Source organism: Histophilus somni (genome assembly GCF_014202395.1).
Lineage (GTDB): Bacteria > Pseudomonadota > Gammaproteobacteria > Enterobacterales > Pasteurellaceae > Histophilus > Histophilus somni.
Window position 1 is genome coordinate 40,084 of the sequence record NZ_JACHGQ010000009.1, and the last position, 22,455, is coordinate 62,538.

At 36.7% G+C, this 22,455-nt stretch carries 24 protein-coding genes; 14 read left to right on the forward strand and 10 right to left on the reverse strand.

The genetic code is table 11. The features are described 5' to 3' along the window. Window positions 1-49: 49 nt before the first annotated feature. The 6 genes from HNR69_RS07005 to HNR69_RS07030 all read right to left on the reverse strand — a co-directional run bounded on the left by HNR69_RS07005 (window position 50) and on the right by HNR69_RS07030 (window position 3,421). Window positions 50-355: a YafQ family addiction module toxin gene (locus HNR69_RS07005; RefSeq protein WP_012340732.1), complete on the reverse strand. Its 306-nt coding sequence runs from the start codon at window positions 353-355 to the stop codon at window positions 50-52. Between the two features lie 3 nt (window positions 356-358). Then, complete coding sequence (locus HNR69_RS07010; protein WP_012340733.1) at window positions 359-649, reverse strand: type II toxin-antitoxin system RelB/DinJ family antitoxin; 291 nt, start codon at window positions 647-649, stop codon at window positions 359-361. A gap of 171 nt (window positions 650-820) precedes the next feature. After that, window positions 821-1,369, reverse strand: coding sequence for a TorD/DmsD family molecular chaperone (locus tag HNR69_RS07015; RefSeq protein WP_011608732.1), 549 nt, complete (start codon window positions 1,367-1,369; stop codon window positions 821-823). An 11-nt stretch (window positions 1,370-1,380) separates the two neighbouring features. Then, complete coding sequence (locus tag HNR69_RS07020; RefSeq protein ID WP_011608731.1) at window positions 1,381-2,001, reverse strand: NAD(P)H-dependent oxidoreductase; 621 nt, start codon at window positions 1,999-2,001, stop codon at window positions 1,381-1,383. A gap of 9 nt (window positions 2,002-2,010) precedes the next feature. Beyond that, window positions 2,011-2,454: an NfeD family protein gene (locus tag HNR69_RS07025; protein ID WP_012340735.1), complete on the reverse strand. Its 444-nt coding sequence runs from the start codon at window positions 2,452-2,454 to the stop codon at window positions 2,011-2,013. Window positions 2,455-2,500: 46 nt separating this feature from the next. After that, window positions 2,501-3,421 carry an SPFH domain-containing protein gene (locus HNR69_RS07030; protein WP_011608729.1) on the reverse strand — a complete coding sequence of 307 codons (921 nt, stop codon included), beginning with the start codon at window positions 3,419-3,421 and terminating at the stop codon, window positions 2,501-2,503. A gap of 282 nt (window positions 3,422-3,703) precedes the next feature. Between HNR69_RS07030 and aroQ the strand changes: the two genes are divergently transcribed. The 8 genes from aroQ (at window position 3,704) to fis (ending at window position 10,311) form a co-directional block, all read left to right on the forward strand. After that, window positions 3,704-4,156: a type II 3-dehydroquinate dehydratase gene (gene aroQ, locus HNR69_RS07035; protein WP_011608728.1), complete on the forward strand. Its 453-nt coding sequence runs from the start codon at window positions 3,704-3,706 to the stop codon at window positions 4,154-4,156. 188 nt (window positions 4,157-4,344) lie between these two features. Next, complete coding sequence (gene accB, locus HNR69_RS07040) at window positions 4,345-4,806, forward strand: acetyl-CoA carboxylase biotin carboxyl carrier protein (protein ID WP_012340736.1); 462 nt, start codon at window positions 4,345-4,347, stop codon at window positions 4,804-4,806. Window positions 4,807-4,866: 60 nt separating this feature from the next. Next, the gene (accC, locus tag HNR69_RS07045; protein WP_012340737.1) at window positions 4,867-6,213 is read left to right on the forward strand and encodes an acetyl-CoA carboxylase biotin carboxylase subunit; all 1,347 of its coding nucleotides are present in this window, start codon (window positions 4,867-4,869) and stop codon (window positions 6,211-6,213) included. A gap of 71 nt (window positions 6,214-6,284) precedes the next feature. After that, on the forward strand, window positions 6,285-6,521 hold the full coding sequence (locus HNR69_RS07050) for a YhdT family protein (protein ID WP_041605123.1): 237 nt from the start codon (window positions 6,285-6,287) through the stop codon (window positions 6,519-6,521). Next, window positions 6,518-7,960, forward strand: coding sequence for a sodium/pantothenate symporter (gene panF, locus HNR69_RS07055; RefSeq protein ID WP_075294499.1), 1,443 nt, complete (start codon window positions 6,518-6,520; stop codon window positions 7,958-7,960). Before HNR69_RS07050 ends, panF begins: the two co-directional genes overlap by 4 nt. Continuing rightward, window positions 7,961-8,851: a 50S ribosomal protein L11 methyltransferase gene (gene prmA / locus HNR69_RS07060; protein ID WP_075294498.1), complete on the forward strand. Its 891-nt coding sequence runs from the start codon at window positions 7,961-7,963 to the stop codon at window positions 8,849-8,851. A gap of 186 nt (window positions 8,852-9,037) precedes the next feature. Further along, window positions 9,038-10,021, forward strand: coding sequence for a tRNA dihydrouridine synthase DusB (gene dusB / locus HNR69_RS07065; protein ID WP_012340739.1), 984 nt, complete (start codon window positions 9,038-9,040; stop codon window positions 10,019-10,021). Beyond that, the gene (fis, locus tag HNR69_RS07070) at window positions 10,015-10,311 is read left to right on the forward strand and encodes a DNA-binding transcriptional regulator Fis (protein WP_011608721.1); all 297 of its coding nucleotides are present in this window, start codon (window positions 10,015-10,017) and stop codon (window positions 10,309-10,311) included. Before dusB ends, fis begins: the two co-directional genes overlap by 7 nt. Window positions 10,312-10,359: 48 nt before the next feature. Here fis and menC read toward each other — a convergent pair whose 3' ends face one another. From menC to eno, 4 genes are all read right to left on the reverse strand, one after another. Then, window positions 10,360-11,358: an o-succinylbenzoate synthase gene (gene menC, locus HNR69_RS07075; protein ID WP_075294497.1), complete on the reverse strand. Its 999-nt coding sequence runs from the start codon at window positions 11,356-11,358 to the stop codon at window positions 10,360-10,362. Further along, window positions 11,358-11,498: a hypothetical protein gene (locus HNR69_RS07080; protein WP_157665522.1), complete on the reverse strand. Its 141-nt coding sequence runs from the start codon at window positions 11,496-11,498 to the stop codon at window positions 11,358-11,360. The genes menC and HNR69_RS07080 overlap by 1 nt, the downstream gene beginning before the upstream one ends. Window positions 11,499-11,571: 73 nt before the next feature. After that, window positions 11,572-12,429, reverse strand: a complete 858-nt coding sequence (gene menB, locus HNR69_RS07085) for a 1,4-dihydroxy-2-naphthoyl-CoA synthase (RefSeq protein ID WP_075294496.1) — start codon at window positions 12,427-12,429, stop codon at window positions 11,572-11,574. Window positions 12,430-12,583: 154 nt separating this feature from the next. Continuing rightward, the gene (eno, locus tag HNR69_RS07090; protein ID WP_011608718.1) at window positions 12,584-13,885 is read right to left on the reverse strand and encodes a phosphopyruvate hydratase; all 1,302 of its coding nucleotides are present in this window, start codon (window positions 13,883-13,885) and stop codon (window positions 12,584-12,586) included. Window positions 13,886-14,124: 239 nt separating this feature from the next. Between eno and HNR69_RS07095 the strand changes: the two genes are divergently transcribed. From HNR69_RS07095 to HNR69_RS07120, 6 genes are all read left to right on the forward strand, one after another. Further along, complete coding sequence (locus tag HNR69_RS07095) at window positions 14,125-14,703, forward strand: restriction endonuclease subunit S (protein WP_075294495.1); 579 nt, start codon at window positions 14,125-14,127, stop codon at window positions 14,701-14,703. Next, window positions 14,696-17,896 (forward strand): type I restriction endonuclease subunit R, encoded by a 3,201-nt coding sequence (locus HNR69_RS07100; protein WP_081376606.1) that lies wholly within the window; start codon window positions 14,696-14,698, stop codon window positions 17,894-17,896. The genes HNR69_RS07095 and HNR69_RS07100 overlap by 8 nt, the downstream gene beginning before the upstream one ends. Before the next feature lie 5 nt (window positions 17,897-17,901). Then, window positions 17,902-18,882, forward strand: coding sequence for an Abi family protein (locus HNR69_RS07105; protein ID WP_075294494.1), 981 nt, complete (start codon window positions 17,902-17,904; stop codon window positions 18,880-18,882). Window positions 18,883-18,971: 89 nt separating this feature from the next. Continuing rightward, window positions 18,972-20,153, forward strand: coding sequence for a restriction endonuclease subunit S (locus tag HNR69_RS07110; RefSeq protein ID WP_183405660.1), 1,182 nt, complete (start codon window positions 18,972-18,974; stop codon window positions 20,151-20,153). 12 nt (window positions 20,154-20,165) lie between these two features. Further along, complete coding sequence (gene fic / locus HNR69_RS07115; RefSeq protein WP_012340746.1) at window positions 20,166-20,726, forward strand: protein adenylyltransferase Fic; 561 nt, start codon at window positions 20,166-20,168, stop codon at window positions 20,724-20,726. A gap of 53 nt (window positions 20,727-20,779) precedes the next feature. Continuing rightward, window positions 20,780-22,393, forward strand: a complete 1,614-nt coding sequence (locus tag HNR69_RS07120) for a type I restriction-modification system subunit M (protein ID WP_075294492.1) — start codon at window positions 20,780-20,782, stop codon at window positions 22,391-22,393. Window positions 22,394-22,455: the final 62 nt, after the last annotated feature.

A 22,455-nucleotide genomic window follows, 5' to 3' on the forward strand; every position in this document is an offset into this window, starting at 1 on the left:
TTACCTCTATTCAAAAGTTACATAATAAAAACAAATATATTGATTACTTCTATTTTGAAGCTGTTTGCGAGTAGGTATTTAAACGAGAAAATTTCAACGCATCAAATTCATCGTGTATAACGTATTGGTAAATCAGCACCAAATCCCCTTGAATATGGCAATCTCGATAACCTTTCCATTCTCCAACTAATGTGTGATCTTGATAGCTTTCAGGCAATGGCAAGCGGTTTAACAAGCAGTGCATTGCTGTAATATATTTCGTTCCTACTAGCACATTTGGGTAACGTTTTGCCAAATCAGTCAAATCTCTAGCAAATTGTTTAGAGTAACTGACCTTTAATTGTTTACCAGACATTAGTTACCCGTTAAGAATGCGTTTTGTAAACTCTTCGACAGAATAATTTTCTCCAGCTTCAATAAAAAAGCTCTCTGCATTACCGCTATCTAATTCGTCCATAGCTGCTAAGGTTTCTTTATTTGGGCGAAGATAATTCAAATCAACAGGGATAGAGCGAGTCTTGGCAATTTGAGCCAAAAACATATTAAATACTTGTGATGGTGTAAGACCATATTGTTCAATGACCTGATAGGCTTCGGATTTAGTTTGCTCAACTGTTCTAAAGCTGATAGACGCATTTGTAAGTGCCATAAGTTTTCTCCATAGTATTACATTGAAAGACTATTATAGTAAGAATGAAGTTAAAAATCTACATTTTTAATGAGATTAGGGATTTTCATTTTTAATTGCTATTCAAAAGTTTTCAATGTATATTTTTGAATATAGTCAAAAATAAAAACGGAGCGTTACGCCCCGTTTAATTTATTTTTCACTTTCTTCCAATTCGTCTGCCATCGCTGATAAAATTTCTCTAGAAAGCAAAACTAAAGCACGATAAAAGGGTAAATTTGCATGCTTTTCTACTTGGTTAAAAAACTGACTAGCACAAGGTAACAAAAAAATTTCAAATAGTTCTCGCTGGGCTTGAATGGAATTTAAATTATCTTCAATCCAAGAGGCAGTTAAAAAAACCAACGCAAAATGATCCGCACTTTCTACCACTGGGCATCCTCGCTCTTGTCTAAACGAAGAAAATTCATCCGGATTAATTCCATAATCAGAGATTTTCATTGAAATAAGTGGCGTATCAGTCATAAATAAACGCTGATATTCTATTTCCAGTGCGTTTAAATCCATTGGTATTTGCAAACTATCTAACGCCTCTTTACTTTGTTTATCTGTTTCCAAACACCAAACCTGTTCCAAACCTTTTTGTTGTAACCAAGAAAATACGTCTGTCATTATAGGATCTGTCGGTTGACGATAAAATAAATTACCGAACAATCGGCTTATTAAGGAAAAATTATTCATTTGAGCTACAATCACGCAATACCTTCCTTTTGTAACGCTAAAAGAGCGGTGAGATTTTTCACTGTTTTTTCTCTTACTTCTTGCAAGATATGTTGCTTAGCTTGTTCATCTAAAATGTGAATATCACCGAAAAAACTATGATCAATATCAGTAACTCCACAATAATTAAACAGACCATCAACTAAGCAATTTTGTAATGATTGTGCAAATCCACGTTCTTGATATTTCTGTAAATTATTACCCATAGTAATAAATTGTTGTATTTTTTTACCATGTAAAAGCCCCTCTGAAACACCATTTTCCGTTTTGTAGGCAACCCCATGGCTTAAAATACGATCTAAATAGCCTTTTAAGATTGCAGGAAATCCCATCCACCACAATGGATAAATAAGTGTAATAAGATCAGATTGATCGATTAATTCTTGTTCATAACGAATTTCTGCCGGTGTGATTTTTTGTTGTGCTGCCTGTAATTCTTCCCAAGATAAAATTGGATTGAAATCAAGAGCATACAAATCCCTAACTCGTGTTTCAACCCCCAGTTTTTGACCCGTCTTTACAGTTTGCTCTAATATTGCTTGGTTAAAACTCGTCTGATTATTAGGATGAGTAAAAATAATTAAGTGTTTCATTTCTTTCTCTTATTTTTTTTGAACGATCAACGTAATTCCATTCACAGCTTGAACTTCAATAATATCCCCTTGTTGCAACCCTTTACCTTGAATACGCCAAGTGGTATCGCCAAAAACACCTCGACCAATGCCATTTTCGGCTATCACTTCAACCTTACCTAGACATCCCAACATGGCGTGATCTCGCCGGTTTAAAGAAGAATTTGCCTGATCTTTTTCATCTTTAGTATGTTGATATTTCCACCATGCGACACTCAACACTATTGCTAAGATGCCATAAATAACGCACTGTATAGTCAGAGATAAATCAATAATGATGGTGATCATTGAAACAATAATAGCGGCTAAACCCCACCATAATAAAAAAACGCCTGGAACAATTATCTCTGCAATCAATAATAAAAAACCTAAAATCAGCCAATGCCAAAATGTCCAAGCGTCAAACCATTCCATTTTACATGTTTCCTCTCAATAGAGGACGCCTAAGCGTCCATTGATATTACTGTTTATTGCCTTTTAACAATTCAGCAATGCCTGCAACAGAACCAATTAAATTTCCGGCTTCAAGTGGCATAAGTACAATCTTACTATTATTTGCACTACCAATCTCTTTTAATGCTTCAGTGTATTTTTGAGCAATAAAGTAATTGATTGCTTTAGTATCTCCACTTGAAATTGCGTCTGACACCATTTGTGTTGCTTTCGCCTCGGCTTCAGCAGCCCGTTCACGAGCTTCAGCCTGTAAAAACGCTTCTTGACGTTCACCTTCAGCTTTTAAAATTCGAGACTGTTTTTCACCCTCGGCACGTAAAATTTCAGCTTGACGCACACCTTCAGCCTCTAAAATATCAGCACGTTTATTACGTTCAGCTTTCATTTGTGCATTCATCGCTGCAATCAGCTCTTGCGGTGGACGAACATCACGAATCTCAATACGTGTTACTTTAATTCCCCAAGGATTCGTTGCTTCATCTACAATAGCTAATAAACGGCTGTTGATATTATCACGTTGAGAAAGCATTTCGTCTAATTCCATAGAACCTAATACCGTACGAATATTTGTCATGGTTAAATTAATGATGGCTTGTTCAAGGTGATTGACTTCATAAGCTGCACAACGAGCATCAATAACTTGCACAAAACAAACCGCATCGATAGACACATTAGCATTATCTTTAGAAATAACTTCTTGCGATGGAATATCTAAGACTTGCTCCATCATATTAATACGACGACCGACACGATCCACGAAAGGTACGACAAAATTCAATCCCGGTGTTAAAGTGCGGATATAACGCCCGAAGCGTTCTATTGTCCAATGATAGCCTTGAGGAACGGTTTTTAAAGTTGAATATAAAATAAATACAATTAATAAAATAAAAATAATCGTAGCAATTGGTAACCCATCAAATAGTTCCATTTCATACTCCTTGCAAAATAAAACAAACACAATATAAAAATACTACCAGCATATAGTAGCTTATTTTAGTTTATTTATCTAACTAAAGTGCGGTCTGACCAAGAATATAAGATACTTATTTTTTAGTTAAATTCGTGACAATTTTAGTTAATTATTTCTTTATTTGACTTTTATTACCACTTAATCCGGTCTGTTTCATTGGTTTGACCACAACCATCACTACGTTTTTATAAAAAGCAGTATACGGTATAATAGTTTATCCATCATAAAAAGGTAAATACCATGTCTAGATATGCAAAAATTTTATTGTTAAACGGTCCTAACTTAAATATGTTAGGAAAACGTGAGCCTACACATTATGGCAATCTCTCTTTAGAAGATATTGAACAACGCATGCAAGAATTAGCTCAACAACATCAACTTGAGCTAAGTTGCTTTCAAGCAAATAGTGAAGAAAAATTAATAGATAAAATTCACCAAAGCTTTCATCTAATCGATTTTATTATTATCAATCCTGCGGCTTATACTCATACCAGTGTTGCATTACGTGATGCTTTGCTATCAGTATCTATTCCTTTTGTAGAAGTTCACTTATCCAATATCCATAGACGAGAACCTTTTCGTCACCACTCTTATCTTAGTGATATTGCCGAAGGTGTTATTTGCGGATTAGGTGCTCAAGGTTATGAATTTGCATTACAATATGCCTCGAACTATCTAAAGAAAATAAAATAATTTGCATAAATTTTACCGAATTTCACAGAAATTTATCGCAAAAATTTATTTTTTCAGGTAATCTCTCGGGCGAAATAATTCATTTTAAATTAACCGCACTTTTTTATCCTCAATTTTGTCTAAATTGGGGATTTTAATGGCGATTTATTTATGAACAGTATTAATTTTAGTTATTTTAGGAAATCATTATGGACGTTCGTAAAATTAAAAAACTTATCGAATTAGTTGAAGAATCAGGCATTATGGAGCTTGAAATTTCTGAAGGAGAAGAGACCATTCGCATTAATCGTGGCTCCCCTGTTTCCAATCCTATTCAATATAATGTTCCTGTTACAGCACCTACACCAGTAGTTGCTCCGCCTACAGTGTCGGAAGCAACCGGTACGCCAGTAACACAAGTAAATGAAGAACCGTCAGGTCATATTATTCGCTCACCAATGGTCGGTACTTTCTATCGTAGCCCAAGCCCAGAAGCCAAAGCTTTTATTGAAATAGGACAACATGTCAAAGTTGGTGATACACTTTGTATTGTCGAGGCTATGAAAATGATGAATAAAATTGAAGCTGATAAAGCGGGAATCATCAAAGCAATTTTAGTCAATGATGGCGAACCTGTTGAATTTGATGAATCTCTGATTGTAATCGAATAATTATTTTACTTTTATAGGACTTTTACCGTCCTACAACATTATTCCAAGAGATAGATTCTTATGTTAGAAAAAGTTGTTATTGCCAATCGTGGTGAAATTGCATTACGTATTCTGCGTGCTTGTAAAGAGCTTGGTATAAAAACTGTTGCAGTACATTCAACAGCCGATCGTGAGTTAAAACATGTTTTATTGGCTGATGAAACTGTTTGTATTGGTCCCGCACCTTCCGCCAAAAGCTATTTGAATATTCCTGCTATTATTGCGGCTGCTGAAGTTACTGGTACAGATGCGATTCACCCCGGCTATGGTTTCTTATCCGAAAATGCGGACTTTGCTGAACAAGTTGAACGCTCAGGTTTTATTTTTATCGGTCCAACAGCGGATGTTATTCGTTTAATGGGTGATAAAGTTTCTGCAATTAATGCTATGAAAAAAGCCGGTGTTCCTTGTGTACCCGGATCAGACGGTCCTTTAGGTGCCGATATTAATAAAAATAAAGAAATCGCCAAGCGTATCGGCTATCCAATTATTATTAAAGCCTCCGGTGGAGGTGGTGGTCGTGGAATGCGTGTTGTACGTGATGAAAAATCATTGGAAGAATCTATCGCTATGACTAAAGCTGAAGCGAAAGCGGCTTTTAATAATGATATGGTTTACATGGAAAAATATCTGGAAAATCCACGTCATATTGAAATCCAAGTTTTAGCGGATACACATGGAAATGCCATTTACTTAGCTGAACGTGATTGCTCGATGCAACGTCGCCACCAAAAAGTTGTTGAAGAAGCTCCGGCACCGGGTATTTCAGAAGAAACAAGACGTGATATTGGTACTCGTTGTGCTAATGCCTGTCTTGAAATTGGCTATCGTGGTGCCGGTACATTTGAGTTCTTATACGAAAATGGTGAATTTTACTTCATCGAAATGAATACTCGCATTCAAGTAGAACATCCTGTAACCGAGATGATTACCGGTGTTGACCTAGTTAAAGAGCAACTTCGAATCGCAGCAGGATTTCCGCTTTCAATTAAACAAGAAGACATAAAAGTTAAAGGTCATGCCATCGAATGCCGTATTAATGCAGAAGATCCTAAGACCTTTTTACCATCCCCCGGTAAAGTAACACACTTACATTCTCCGGGTGGTTTCGGTATTCGTTGGGATTCTCATGTTTATGGTGGATATACAGTGCCACCACATTATGATTCGATGATTGCTAAATTAATTACTTATGGTGATACTCGTGAAGTAGCGATTCGTCGTATGCAAAATGCATTATCCGAAACTATTATCAATGGTATAAAAACCAATATACCTTTGCATAATTTAATTCTTTCCGATGAAAATTTCCAAAAAGGTGGAACAAACATTCACTATCTTGAGAAAAAATTGGGTATGAGAGATTAATATCACTCTCATTGAGTTATAAAAATAAAAGCAAAAGTGGATAATAGTATCCACTTTTTTATGGATAAAAAATGAAAGTACATTACAAACAATCAGCTAAAGAATCTCGCTATGCCTTGTGCTTAACAGTGCTATATCTTATCGGCTGGTGCATTTTTGCCTATTTACCTGATGAGGCAAGAGGTCCGCTTGGTTTTCCTCTTTGGTTTGAATTGTCTTGCATATACTTTCCCATAGTGTTTATTATCATCGTGTATTTGTGTATTAAGTTCTTTTTTAAGAATCTATCATTAGGAGAGGAAAAATGAACATTAATATCATTTTACCTTTGGTTCTCTACTTGCTCTTTGTATTCGGCATTGCTTACTATTCCTATCGTCAAAGAAGTCAAGGCAATTTCTTAAGCGAATATTATATTGGTAACCGCTCTATGTCAGGCTTTGTATTAGCGATGACGACAGCCGCCACTTATGTTGGAGCAGGATCTTTTATAGGCGGACCGGGTGCCGCATATAAATTCGGTTTAGGTTGGGTATTGTTAGCCATGATCCAAGTTCCGGTAGTCTTGTTTACTTTAGGGGTACTGGGTAAAAAATTAGCCATGCTGGCACGAAAAAATCAAAGTTTAACTGTTAATGATATTTTATTCTCTCGTTATAAAAATCCCTATATTATCCTACTGGCAAGCCTTTCATTGCTGTTTTCGTTCTTTATAATGATGTCCGTGCAATTTATCGGCATAGGTCGTTTATTAGAAACTACATTACATATCGACTACCACATTTCAGTACTCATTTTTGCTACCACTGTTGGTATTTACACTTTTATAGGAGGCTTTAGAGCGGTAGTACTGACCGATACTATCCAAGGCCTCATCATGGTTTTGGGAACCTTTTTATTACTGGGCGGTGTCATTTATGCAGGAGGCGGGATTAGCCAACTTATTGATCACTTAGCTAAAATTGATCCGCACTTAATCACGCCTTATGGCACTGATGACAGACCGCTTGATTTTACATTTATGGCTTCGTTTTGGGTATTAGTCTGCTTTGGGTTACTAGGTTTACCTCATACAGTTGTGCGTGCTATTGCCTATAAGAATAGTAAGGCATTACATAGCGGTATTATTATCGGTACAATCGTCATCGCTGTACTAATGCTCGGAATACATTTAGCCGGTGCTTTAGGGCGTGCTGTAATTCCAACCTTAGATGTAAGTGATAAAATTATTCCTACTTTGATGATACAAGTATTACCACCTGTAGTTGCTGGTATTTTTCTTGCCGCACCAATGGCGGCAATTATGTCATCTGTTGACTCTACATTAATCCAAATGTCCTCTACTTTGATTAAAGATCTATATTTACGTTTTTACCCCGCTCAAATACACAATGAAACCGGAATAAAACGCCTATCAATATTAACAACTTTATTTCTAACCTTACTCGTTACCATAGCAACCTTAAATCCGCCTGATATGTTGATCTGGTTAAATTTATTTGCTTTAGGTGGACTGGAAACCACATTTCTATGGGTTATGTTATTTGGCCTATATTGGAAAAAAGCTAACGCTTATGGTGCTATTAGTTCAATGTTAGTCGGGCTAATAAGTTACATATTACTTACCGCTCTTGACATAAAATTATTTAATTTCCACGCTATTATTCCCGCTTTATTATTTGGCTTAATTGCATTCTTATTGGGAAATCAAGTAGGAAATAAATTGATTAAAAATAAGGAAAAATAAATGGCTTGGGTACAACTTCGTTTAAACAGTACAAATGAAAAAGCAGAAAAAATCAGTGAATATTTAGATCATCTAGGTGCGGTGTCCGTTACGTTTATGGACAGCCAAGACACACCGATTTTTGAACCGCTACCGGGGGAAACCCGTCTGTGGGGAAATACCGATGTGATTGCCTTGTTTGATGCAAAAACCAATATGCAACAAATTGTCCGCCTATTGCAACAAAAAAATCATCTTGATGAAAATACTGCTTATAAAATCGAACAAATTGAAGATAAAGATTGGGAAAGAGAATGGATGGATAATTTCCATCCAATGAAATTTGGAAAACGCCTATGGATTTGTCCTAGCTGGCGTGAAATACCTGACGAAAATGCGATAAATGTCATGCTTGATCCCGGTTTGGCTTTTGGTACAGGCACACATCCGACGACCGCACTTTGTTTAGAATGGTTAGACAGCTTAGATTTAACAGGAAAAACTGTGATTGATTTCGGTTGTGGTTCAGGTATTTTAGCCATTGCTGCCCTTAAATTAGGTGCAAAAAGTGCGGTCGGAATTGACATTGATCCACAAGCTATTCTCGCCAGTTATAACAATGCTGAACAAAATGGTGTAGCAGAGCGTTTACAATTATTTTTATCAGAAGAAAAACCAACCGATTTACAAGCAGATGTGGTGATTGCCAATATTCTTGCCGGTCCGTTGAAAGAGCTTTACCCGATAATCAGCAATTTAGTCAAACCACAAGGTGATTTGGGCTTATCCGGTATTCTATCTACACAAGCAGACTCCGTTTGTGAAGCCTATCAAGGGAAATTTACTCTTGATCCGATAACTGAACGAGAGGAATGGTGCCGAATTACCGGAAAATTAAACTCATTTGTCTAATTCATTTATATGATTTTATACAAAAAATAAAAGTAAATGATATAAAATTTAACCAATATCAAAAAAATGTAATTTGTATAAAAAATATTCTTTGCAAATGACTTAAAAGTGCGTATCATAACGCACCTTGTCGCCTTGACTAGCGAAAGCAATAAATCTGATATAGCATAATTTGGAGAAGCAGAAGTGCAAATTGGTTCTTATCAATTAAAAAGTAATGTACTTTTAGCTCCTATGGCAGGCATAACAGATCAGCCTTTTAGAAGGCTTTGTTCTTTTTATGGAGCAGGTTTGACTTGCTCTGAAATGATGTCAGCCAATCCACAAGTTTGGCATACAGAAAAATCAAGATTGCGTCTTGCCCATCATCAAGATGCGGGAATTAACGCTGTGCAAATTGCTGGTTCCGATCCGGTTGAGATGGCTCAAGCCGCACAAGTGAATGTAGAATATGGTGCACAGATTATTGACATTAATATGGGGTGCCCAGCTAAAAAAGTGAACCGTAAATTAGCAGGATCTGCTCTTTTACAATATCCTGACTTAGTTAAAAAAATTCTATATTCGGTAGTCAAAGCGGTAAATGTACCGGTAACATTGAAGATTAGAACAGGCTGGAATCAAGAGCATCGTAATTGTATCGACATTGCAAAAATTGCTGAACAAGCAGGAATTCAAGCATTAAGCATACATGGACGTACACGTGAATGTTTATTTAATGGAAATGCTGAATATGACAGCATTAAAAAAGTTAAAGAACAAATTTCGATTCCTGTTATTGCTAATGGTGATATAACAACCGCAAAACAAGCACAAGAAGTTCTCAGTTATACGGGAACAGATGGAATAATGATTGGACGTGGGGCATTAGGTAAACCTTGGCTATTTCAGTCAATAGTAAGCTTAATCGAAACAGGTATCACTATTCCAGAGCCAAGTTTAGATGAAAAGTGCAGCGTGATTTTGCAACATATTCGTGATCTGCATCAGTTTTATGGTGAAGATAAAGGATATCGCATAGCTCGTAAGCACGTATCTTGGTATTTAGAGGGAATTCAACCTAATTCCGATTTTAGACAGACTTTTAATGCAATTACGAATGCTAAAGCACAACTAATTGCACTAGAAGATTTTTTTAATTTTATTTTATTGGATAAAGAAACATGTTAGAACAACGTAATCCGGCTGAAGCATTAACTGTTTCAGTATTAAATTCACAATCTCAAGTAACAAATAAACCACTTCGTGATTCAGTTAAACAAGCATTAAGAAACTATTTATCACAATTAGACGGTCAAGATGTGAACGATCTTTATGAATTAGTTTTAGCAGAGGTTGAACACCCTATGTTAGATATGATCATGCAATATACACGTGGTAACCAAACACGTGCGGCAACAATGCTGGGCATTAACCGTGGCACTTTACGTAAAAAATTAAAAAAATATGGTATGGGTTAATTTCCCTTGCTGAAAAAATAAGGTCGCTAATTTGGCGACCTTTTTTAATTACTCTATTTCAATTTTTTTAATAAATTCCGAACTCAAATCTAACAAAGGTAAATCCGAGCCTTGCCAAGAACGTAAAATTTGATAATCCATTAAACTTAATGTATCCAACCCCGGAGTAACATTTGGCGTATATTGTTTTGCGATACGAGCTAATTGGGTCAATCCTAAACTGCTTTCAATAGACGAGCTGATCACTGCTTTTAAGCCCAATTGATGTGCTTTTTCGATTAATTTAACACAGTCTTGCAACGAACCAATCAAAGTAGGCTTAATTACAATTGCTGCTAAGTGCGGTTCTTTTTCTAATTTAAATCCTTGTTCTCGAATACTTTCGTCCCAAGCTAACGCTATACCCGTATCCTGTGCAAATTGACGACTATCGTCTTGCGTTTTACAAGGCTCTTCTAAGAACTGAATACGCTTGCGATGTTCAGGCTTTACATATTTGGCAAACAACTGTGCTTTCGACAACGTCCAACTACGATTAGCATCAAGACGCAAATAAAGATCAGGAATTGCTTCTAACAACATATCAGCAATCATACCATCACGATTTGCTTCATACATGCCAACCTTAATTTTAGCTACCTTCTCCCCCGGAATTTGATTTAATACATCATAAAGCTCATCAGGATCGCCGTAACATAACGGGGCGACTTGATAGTTTCCTTCTTGCACCAATTCTCCTTCCATTTCAGCCAAAGCACAACTTAAGCCAAAAGCAACAGACGGATATAGCCCTTGCAATGAAAATTTTTGATTTGCAGATCTTGCCTGCACCCACTTTTTTAACCATTGAACAGTTTGCTCTTTCGCCTGTTCTAGAGTTTCTTGGCTAAATTCAGGCAAAGGGGCAATTTCCCCCCAACCTTCATGCTCACCACATTTTATTTGCACAAACAACCCTTCACGTTTCTTCAAAAAGCGATTGCGCAAAATAAGCTGGCTATCCACAGGAATAGCATATTGGTATAAATGAAAAATTCGATTTGTCATTACTGTTCACATTGTTGTGTATTGTCATTATAACGACCACCATAATCTAAACAGTGATCTTTTGCATCAAAAATAACGAAAGTGGCAAAAATACCTAGCACCACTAAAATCACTAAAAGAAACAACCATTTTTTCAACATTATTTTTTCCTCAAACAAGACAAAAGTGCGGTCAAATTTTCCACTATTCTTACCGCACTTTTACTGATTAAATTTATGGATTTCGCTTAAATTTACTGAAGTCAGGTGCACGTTTTTCATTAAACGCATTGCGTCCTTCCTGCCCTTCTTCCGTCATATAAAATAACATAGTTGCATTACCTGCCAGCTCCTGTAAACCTGCTTGACCATCACAGTCCGCATTCAAAGCTGCTTTCAAACAACGCAAGGCAATCGGGCTGTTGCGTAACATTTCACGACACCAACGCACCGTTTCTTTTTCTAAATCAGCGTAAGGTACAACTGTATTGACCAATCCCATTTCCAATGCTTCTTGGGCATTATATTGACGACATAAAAACCAAATTTCACGTGCTTTTTTCTGTCCAACGATACGAGCCATATAGCTTGCCCCCCAACCACCATCGAATGAGCCGACTTTGGGACCTGTTTGCCCAAAAATCGCATTTTCCGCTGCAATAGTTAAGTCGCATAACATGTGTAAAACATGTCCACCTCCAATCGCATAACCGGCTACCATTGCCACCACAGGTTTTGGACAACTGCGAATATCACGTTGGAAATCCAACACATTTAAATGATGCACACCGCTTTCATCTTTATAGCCACCGTAATCACCCCGCACTTTTTGGTCTCCTCCGGAACAGAAAGCTTTTTCCCCTTGACCGGTAAGTATAATTACACCAATTTTTTCATCAAAACGTGCATCGGAAAAGGCTCGAATCATCTCTTTAACTGTTTGTGGGCGAAAGGCATTACGAACCTCAGGGCGATTAATAGTAATTTTTGCGATACCGTCAGTAGATTTATGATACAAAATATCTGTATAACCTGAACTGAAATCCTGCCATTCAACAGGCACATAAAGCACATCATCGTTTGGATTTTGCATTATTTATTCCTTTTTTATTAAGTCAATTTGTGGTTGGTATTATAACTTAAATGCCAATAAAAAGTGCGGTCTGTTTTAGTGGAATTTTTATTCTACATAATAAAAAAACGCCACAGTTCTATCCGTGGCGTTTCCAAATTTGAGCAAAAATAAATTATGCTTGACCCTTAACCGCTTTTAAACCTAAAAACGGTGCTTTCTCACCTAATGCTTCTTCAATGCGAATTAATTGGTTATATTTTGCAATACGATCAGAACGGCTCATAGAACCGGTTTTAATTTGACCGGCTGCTGTACCGACTGCCAAATCTGCAATTGTTGCATCTTCAGTTTCACCGGAACGATGTGAAATAACTGCAGTATAACCTGCATCTTTAGCCATTTTAATGGCGGCTAACGTTTCAGTTAATGAACCGATTTGGTTAAATTTGATCAAGATTGAATTTGCAATCCCTTTTTCGATACCTTCTTTTAAGATCTTCGTATTGGTTACAAATAGATCGTCTCCCACTAATTGAACTTTATCGCCTAATACTTTGGTTTGATATGCAAAACCGTCCCAATCAGATTCATCTTGACCATCTTCAATAGACACGATTGGATATTCTTTGCATAACCCTTCTAAGTAGTGAGTAAATTCTTGAGAAGTGAAAGATTTACCTTCGCCTTTCATTTCATACATACCGTTTTCTTTGTTATAGAATTCGGAAGAAGCACAGTCCATTGCCAATGTTACGTCTTTACCTAATACATAACCTGCTTTTTCTACCGCTTCTTTAATGCAAGCAAGTGCGGCGGCGTTAGACTCAAGATTAGGTGCGAAACCGCCCTCATCACCTACTGCGGTGCTTAATCCTTTTCCTTTTAACACTTTCGCAAGATTATGGAACACTTCAGCCCCAATACGTAAAGCTTCTTTTAATGTTTTCGCACCGACCGGTTGAATCATAAATTCTTGAATATCCACATTGTTGTCAGCATGTTCACCACCGTTGATGATATTCATCATCGGCAACGGCATAGAATATACACCCGGTGTACCGTTCAACTCTGCAATCCAAGCATAAAGAGGCATACCTTTAGAGGCAGCTGCCGCTTTAGCATTTGCTAAAGAAACCGCTAAAATAGCATTTGCTCCAAATTTTGATTTATTTTCCGTACCGTCCAATTCAATCATGATTTGGTCGATTTCAGCTTGGTTGCTTGCCTCTTTTCCAACTAGTGCGGTAGCAATTTCGTTATTTACTGCTGAAACAGCTTTTAATACACCTTTACCTAAGAAACGAGCTTTGTCCCCATCACGCAATTCTAATGCTTCACGTGAGCCTGTTGACGCTCCTGATGGCGCCGCTGCCAATCCAACGAAACCACCCTCAAGATGAACTTCAGCTTCAACAGTTGGATTGCCACGAGAGTCGATGATTTCACGACCAATTACTTTAACGATTTTTGCCATTTTGTTTTCCTTCTATAGTTAATCTAAAATAAGTATAAAAACTGGCGATATAGTAAAGCTATTTCGTATGTTTGTCTTGTAAAAAAGCACTTTTTTTGATTTTAATCCATATAAATTGAAAGAAAAAATACTCTTACATATTTATTTTTGTAATTTTATAAAATTACAATTATTTATATTGCCAGTATGGAGAATATTTATTAAAATTCTGCTATGTCATTTAAATAAGGTATAGTTTTATGTTGTTAAGTAATATTGTGGAGATCAGTAGCGGACAGGCACAGTTTCGTCTTTCCGAAGTCAGTGATCCAATTGCACCTGTTTATACTTATTATGGTCAGGCAAACTTAGAACAAGATCTCTATTTATCTGATGGTTCAGCAGTACTTCCTAAAGAAATAAAAACTTTTGATAAAATAACCAGTTTACTTTCCACTGGTGATGTGATTTTTAGTCTGATTTCAGGTAAGGCAACGATTGTCAGCAAACAACACCAAGGTTTTTTATATACTCAAAATTACGTTAAGTTAATACCTAAAAATCAGATAGATGCCAATTATTTAGTCTATTTATTAAACGAAAATGCGGTGGTTAAAAAGCAGTTAAGTCGTGGTTTGCAAGGATCTCAAGTATTGAAATATACGACTAATCAGTTGAAATCATTGAGATTACCCAAATTACCCCACTTATCGGAACAACGTTTAATGGGAGAGATTTACCTAAAACAACAAAAATTAGCTTATCTCAAACAACGCATAGCGAATTTAGAAAAATTACTTGTGTTACACCAATTGCAAAAGCGAGTACAGCATGACTAAGAAAATACCCGAATTAAAATTTGAAAAAACCTTAATTGAATATCTTTGTACAGGAACGATTACAGCAACGGATAATATGATCGGCGAACCGCCTGCGGATTATGTAGTGCGTACCAAATTGTGGCAATATGAGCCAAGCATTAAAACGACGGAAGATTTATGGGAAAATTTTAAAAGAATTTTAGAAAAGCTCAATCAAAAAACCTTAGATCGTCCTTTAAGTGCGGTGGAATTTGCACAAGTTAAACGTACTATTTCTAATTTATCCACGCCTTATGCCGCAGGGCAGTTTCTTTATGGCACAAACGGTGTGTCACAAATTGAAATTGATTTAGATGATGATCGTCATGTGTTTTTAACCGTATTTGACCAAAAACAAATCGGAGCGGGCGATACGGTGTACCAAATTGTGAATCAAATTAAACGACCGGCGATTATTGCAGGAAAAGAAAATCGACAATTTGATACTACGTTGTTGATTAATGGCTTGCCCATTATTCAAATTGAAGAAAAGAAAGAAACGCATGATATTAACGAAGCCTTAAATCAAATGCACCAATATATCGCGGAAAATCAATACAGCGATATTTTTTCTACGTTACAACTTCTGATTGCGATTACGCCAAACAATGTGAAATATATGGCGAATACCACAGCAGATCGCTTTAATAAAGATTTTGCCTTCAACTGGCAACGTCAATCGGACAATAAACCGGTTTATCACTGGAAAGCCTTTGCCGATTCCATGTTGAGTATTCCCATGGCACATCAAATGGCGACTAACTATATGATTTTAGATGGTACGCCGAATAAGCAAACCCTAAAAGTAATGCGACCTTATCAAGTTTATGCTACGCGTTGTGTGATGGATAAACTCAAACGGGCGGATTTCGATCAAGCGTTGAATAAACTCGGTTATATTTGGCATACCACAGGTTCAGGCAAAACTATTACGAGCTTTAAAACCGCTTGGCTGGCAAGTCGTTCGCCGAAAGTGGATAAAGTGGTTTTTTTAGTGGATCGTATTGCACTGACTAACCAAACTACCGAAAACTATCGAGCTTATGATCCTGATGCCACGGAAGATAGCCTAGGTAGTGTACTGGATACCAACAACACCACAGATTTGAACCGCAAATTACACAGCAAAGGCAGCCAAATTATTATTACCTCTGTGCAAAAACTGGATACCTTGGTTAAACGCACTTCTTTCAAAGCTCCCGAAAAAAACATTGTGTTTATTGTGGACGAAGCTCATCGTTCTACAGGCAGTGATAATTTTGCTGCGATTCAAAAAAAATTTAAACATTCTGCGTGGATTGGTTACACCGGCACGCCAATGTTTGATGACACTACCAAAGGCTTACGAACTGAAGATATTTTCGGTGAACTCTTGCACGCCTATACCATTCGAGAAGCAATTGCTGATCGTAATGTGTTGGGTTTTAAAGTGGATTTTGAAACCACGATTAGCGAAAAAAGTATGAAAGAAGCGCATCTACCGAAATTCTATCGCCTTAAATATCCTCATTGGACGGAAGAACAAATTGCCTTGAAGATTGCCAATCTCACGCAACAAGATATGGACGACAGCATCGAACCGAGTTTTTATGACGAAAATGAAGAACACGTCAGATTAGTGGTGGAAGATATTTTCAAACATTGGAAAAATCGCTCCAATTGGGATAACAAACGTAATCGTGGACGATATAACGCCTTGCTGACCACGCACGTGGGTGGCGGCAAAGCCAGTACACCAATGGCAATGATGTATTTCCGTGAATTCCAACGTATCAATAAAGTGCGGTCAGAAAAGGGGGAGTTTTTGCTAAAAGTTGCTGTGACCTTTAGCCAAAATACCAGCAATAACGACACCATGCTTGAAACCAACCAAGGATTATTCGAGGCAATTCAACATTACAACAGCGAATTTGGCACTAACTTCACTATGTCTGATGTATCGGCTTATACTCAAGATGTCACCAGCCGTTTAAATCGCACCGCTGTGGACAAACAATATTTAGACCTCGTGATTGTCGTAGATCAGTTACTAACAGGATTTGACGCCCCTGAATTAAATACGCTTTATGTTGACCGCACTTTAAAAGGTGCAGGACTCATTCAAGCCTATTCTAGAACCAATCGTGTAGCGGATATGCGTGAAAAACCTTGGGGGCGAATTATCAATTACCGCTGGCCTGCCCATAATGAAAAGTTAATGAATGAGGCGTTGTCCGTTTACGCCAACAAAGATTCCGCCAAATTATCCGATGAAGAGCGAAAAGTGAATAATACCAAGGATAAGATTACTGCACCAAAATACGAAGAATTGCTCGATGACACCAAACAGATTGTGGAAAATCTGCGAGAAATAACGGATAACTTTAGCCAATTGCCACCGTCTGAAGCGAAAAAATGGGAAATGTTGGAACAATTACGCACCTATACCGCCAATATTGCCAAAATCAAGCAATATTCTGCGGAAGATGAAAATGGTGAAATTATCGGTTTTGATTATGAAAATCCGGATAAATTGATTCAAGAACTCGGCATGACCAGTGAAGAAGAAAGTATGCTCACCAACACATTGTCCAACGAACTCAAACTGCATTTAGCAAAAAGCCGAAATGTGCCAGTGATACAAATTGAGCTACAAATGACCCACATTAAAGACGTGGAAATTAATTACGATTACTTAACTGAATTAATTTCCAGCTTGTTGGCACAAGTAGAGGCAGGTGAAACGGAAAAAGCCAAAGAAACGGAAAAAGAATTGGAAAAATTTGCCAACGGCTTGGAAGATCGCAGTTTTGCACAACGCATTAACCGTGCGGCAAAAGCGATTATGAAAGGTGTGTTCAAATTAAAAGATGGGTTTAAAAAAGACGGTATTTCTATTGTGGAACAAGCGAATAACGCCAACCAAGATCAACAATTTTTGGATTTTCGTCTCCAATGGGGATTAACGGAGGTGATTACCAACGCCCAACTTCGACAGCTTTTTTCCAAACATCAATTTCAACAAAAAGATTTAGATGACAATAATCAGCTTACGGATTTAATCAAACAAGCAGGTCTCACTTATCTCGAACTTGCACAAAATGATGAAGTAAAAAAACTGACAAAAATGAAATACCGTAACCAGTTGCGTCATGCTATTTACGAACTTGCAGATGAGTTTGTGGGGGAATAAATAATATGGAAAGAAAAATCAAATCTTGGAAAGATTATGATGACTTACTTAAGTTATTGAGCATTCGAAAAATGGATGTTGAAAATCAACAACGTACATTACATTATTTAAAAAATATAGGATATTACCGATTAAGTGGATACTGGTATCCATTTAAGCAAAAAGATGAGCAAAATTCCCAAAAAGAACAAAAAACTATATTACTAGATGAGTTTAAAACAGGAACTTGCTTTTCAGATATTTTAGCCCTTTATATTTTTGATAAACAGTTACGTTTTTTAGCGTTAGATGCACTAGAACGTATTGAAATGGCAGTTAAAAATGATGTGGTACATTTATTGGGTAAATTACATCCACTGGCACATATTGAGCCTTATCAAATAGATCAGGATACAGGAAAAAAAGTTTGTTATTTACATCCTAATTTTATTGCAAAAGGGGATAAATATTCCAAATGGAAAGATAAGCATAATCAGCTTATTAAACGAGCTAGGAACCGAGATGCTATTAAGCATTACAATGAACAATATGCCGGCGTATTGCCTATTTGGGTTTCTGCGGAAGTTTGGGATTTTGGCTTGTTATCCCAGTTATTTTCAGGGTTACGGTATAACGATAAAAATACGATTGCCGCAAAATATGGCGTTAAAGACGGAAAAACATTTGAACAATGGCTAAAAAGTTTAAACTTTATTCGTAATGTTTGTGCTCACCATAGTCGTTTGTGGAATTTAAATATCATTAATACATCGGCACCACTAGAAGAACTGAGTTCAATAAATCAATATCGTATCTTCATGTACTTGTGTATGATGCAAAAGTTATTGACAATAATTAACCCTAAATCCACTTGGAATGAGCGGTTATATCAATTACTAAACACATTCCCTGAACCTAAAAATAAGGCGGTTTCAGTGCATGACATAGGATTACCAAAAGACTGGGAAGAATTAGAAATTTGGAAAAATATTAAAGACAAGAAATGAGAACTGACGCGTGCAAAAGCAGAGGCGTCAGTCATATTGGTGCTGATAGTATCACATCTTATATTTTTTGCAAAGGATAGAAAAACAAAATGAACAATGAAAAAAGACTTGTACCGAAATTACGATTCCCCGAATTTACTCACGCTTGGGAACAGAGGAAGTTGGGGGAAGTAGTTGAAATTATAATGGGGCAATCTCCAAATTCGGAAAATTATACTAATAACCCTAAAGATCACATTCTTGTTCAAGGAAATGCAGACATAAAAAATGGAAAAGTTTTTCCACGAACATGGACTACTCAAATTACTAAAATTGGCAAAAAGAATGATTTGGTTATGAGTGTTAGAGCTCCCGTCGGTGATATGGCAAAGACAGATTATGACGTAGTTCTTGGGCGTGGCGTATGTGCAATTAGAGGTAATGAATTTATTTTCCAATTATTAAACAAAATGAAAATAAATGGGTATTGGAATACTTTAAGTACAGGATCAACATTTGAATCAATAAATTCTAATGATATAAAAAATGCCCAAATATCAATTCCTCTTCCAATAGAACAACAAAAAATCAGTACATTTTTCACCGCACTTGATCGCTACATCACCATTCATCAGCGTAAGTTGGAAAATATACAAAAATTGAAAAAATCATTGTTGCAAAAAATGTTTCCGAAAAATGATCAAGAATTTCCGGAGATTCGTTTTCCCGAATTTACTTACGCTTGGGAACAGAGGAAGTTGGGAGAAATCACAAACTCTTATTCAGGTGGCACACCAAGTGTATCCAACAGAAATTATTATGGCGGCAATATTCCATTTATCCGTTCGGGTGAAATTAGTTTAGATAAAACAGAGCTATTTATTACAGACGATGGGTTAAATAATTCATCAGCAAAGTTAGTTTCAAAAGGTGATATTCTCTATGCTCTTTATGGAGCAACAAGTGGAGAGGTGTCTATGTCTTTGATAAATGGAGCAATTAATCAAGCGATCCTTGCAATTCAACCACACGAGAATTTTTCTTCAGAATTTATTATCCAATGGTTAAAAGGTGAGAAATTACATATCATTTCAAGTTATTTACAAGGTGGACAAGGGAATTTATCTGCAGAAATTGTTAAAAAATTAGTTATTTCACTTCCCAAACCCCAAGAACAACAAAAAATCGGTACATTTTTTACCGCACTTGATCGCTACATCACCATTCATCAGCGTAAGTTGGAAAATATGCAAAAATTGAAAAAATCATTGTTGCAACAGATGTTTGTTTAATAAGGGGCAAAGATGAGCTATTCCATTGAATATACACAAGAAATTGATCGGTTAAGCAAAGAAAATGCCTATCGACTTTATGATTCAGGCGATATTCATCGCTTAGAAGTCGGGACGACGAAAGGCTTGCAAGATATTCATCGTTATTTATTTCAAGGGCTTTATGATTTTGCAGGCGAAATTCGTGAATTAAATATTTCTAAAGGGCACTTTCGTTTTGCCAACGCACTTTATTTAAAACCAGCGTTAAGTGCGGTGGAAAAAATGCCTGAATCAACCTTTGAGCAAATTATTGAAAAATATATTGAAATGAATATTATCCATCCCTTTTTAGAAGGAAATGGTCGTTCTACACGTATTTGGTTGGATTTGATTTTTAAGAAAAACCTAAAAAAAGTGGTGAATTGGCAGAAAGTGGATAAAAAGTTGTATTTACAAGCGATGGAGCGTAGCCCCGTGAACGATTTGGAAATTCGCTTTTTATTACAAAATGCGTTAACGGATCGCATTGACGATCGTGAGATTTTCTTGAAAGGGATTGAACAATCTTATTATTACGAACAAGCCGAATAAACTGATTTAAAGTGCGGTCATAAATACAGAATTTTTTAATAAAGGAATTAAATATGAGCAATGTACAAACAATTACCGGTAAACTTTGGGCAATGGCAAATGAGCTGCGTGGCACGATGGACGCTTCAGAATATAAAAACTATATTCTTGCCTTTATGTTTTATCGTTATTTATCCAAACACCAAGAACTATATTTGGTCGATAATCATATTTTGGACATAGAGCCTTCGCAAAGTGTGAATGACGCTTATTTAACGCAAGCCACAGGTGAGGAATTACAAGATTATTTGCAAGATATTTCAGCCAGTCTTGGTTATGCTATTAATCCCGAAGATACTTGGGATTCATTAATGCGGAAAATTTACAATGCCGAAGTGATGCCAAGTGATTATCAAGCCTTATTTGATAACTTCAACCAAAACGCCAATTTAAATGAAGATGCGGTGCTAGATTTCCGTGGTGTGTTTAATGATTTGAACTTAGGAGCTTCTCATTTGGGCAATTCTACCAATGAGCGTGCGAAATCTTTAGGCAATATTGTGAAATTGGTGGACGAGATTGAATACAAAGATGATGACGGTCGGGATATTCTTGGTGAAATTTATGAATATTTGATCGGGCAATTTGCCGCCAATGCAGGCAAAAAAGGCGGGGAATTTTATACACCGCACCAAGTTTCAAAAATTTTAGCGAAATTAGTAACGCTGGATGTGGCTGATAATCAAGAGACTTTCCTTGTTTACGACCCAACAATGGGATCGGGTTCGTTATTATTGACGGTAGGTAATGAATTGCCACAATCGAAACCCATTAAATATTATGGGCAAGAGCTGAACACTACAACGTATAACTTGGCACGCATGAATTTGATGATGCATGGCGTATCCTATAAAAATATGACGCTATCCAATGCTGATACCTTAGAAAGTGACTGGCCTGAAGGTCTTGATGCACAAGGGATTGACCAACCTTTATGTCGTTTTGATGCTGTGGTGGCAAATCCGCCGTATTCCGCCAAGTGGGACAATCACGAGCGTAAATTAAAAGATGCCCGTTTTCAACCTTTTGGTGCGTTGGCACCTGCTTCAAAAGCCGATTATGCCTTTATTTTGCATAGTCTATATCACTTAGGCGAGCATGGCACGATGGCGATTGTATTGCCGCATGGTGTACTTTTCCGTGGTGCGGCAGAAGGTAAAATCCGTAAGGCATTGATTGGCGATAACACCAGCAATGCACAAGGAAACTATTTAGACGCAGTGATTGGTTTGCCAGCGAATTTATTCTACGGCACAAGTATCCCAACCACGATTTTGGTTTTTAAAAAGAATCGTAAAAATAAAGATATTTTGTTTATTGATGCCAGCCAAGATTTTGACAAGGGCAAAAATCAAAACCGCTTAACAGACGAGCATGTCCAAAAAATTATTGACACTTACCAAGCTCGTCAAAATGTGGATAAATACGCTTATGTCGCTCCTCTTGAAGAAATTATTGAGAATGACTATAACCTCAATATTCCTCGCTATGTGGATACTTTTGAAGCAGAGGAGGAAATCAATATTAACGAAGTGTTAAAACAACTTCAGCAAGATAATCAAGAAATCGCACAATTAGAAAAAGAAATCAACGAACAGTTAAAATTATTGGGAGTTGAACTTCCATAACAAGGAAAGAGATAAAAGAGGCAAAAGCCTCTTTTTTTATAAAATTTTGCATAATGTTACCG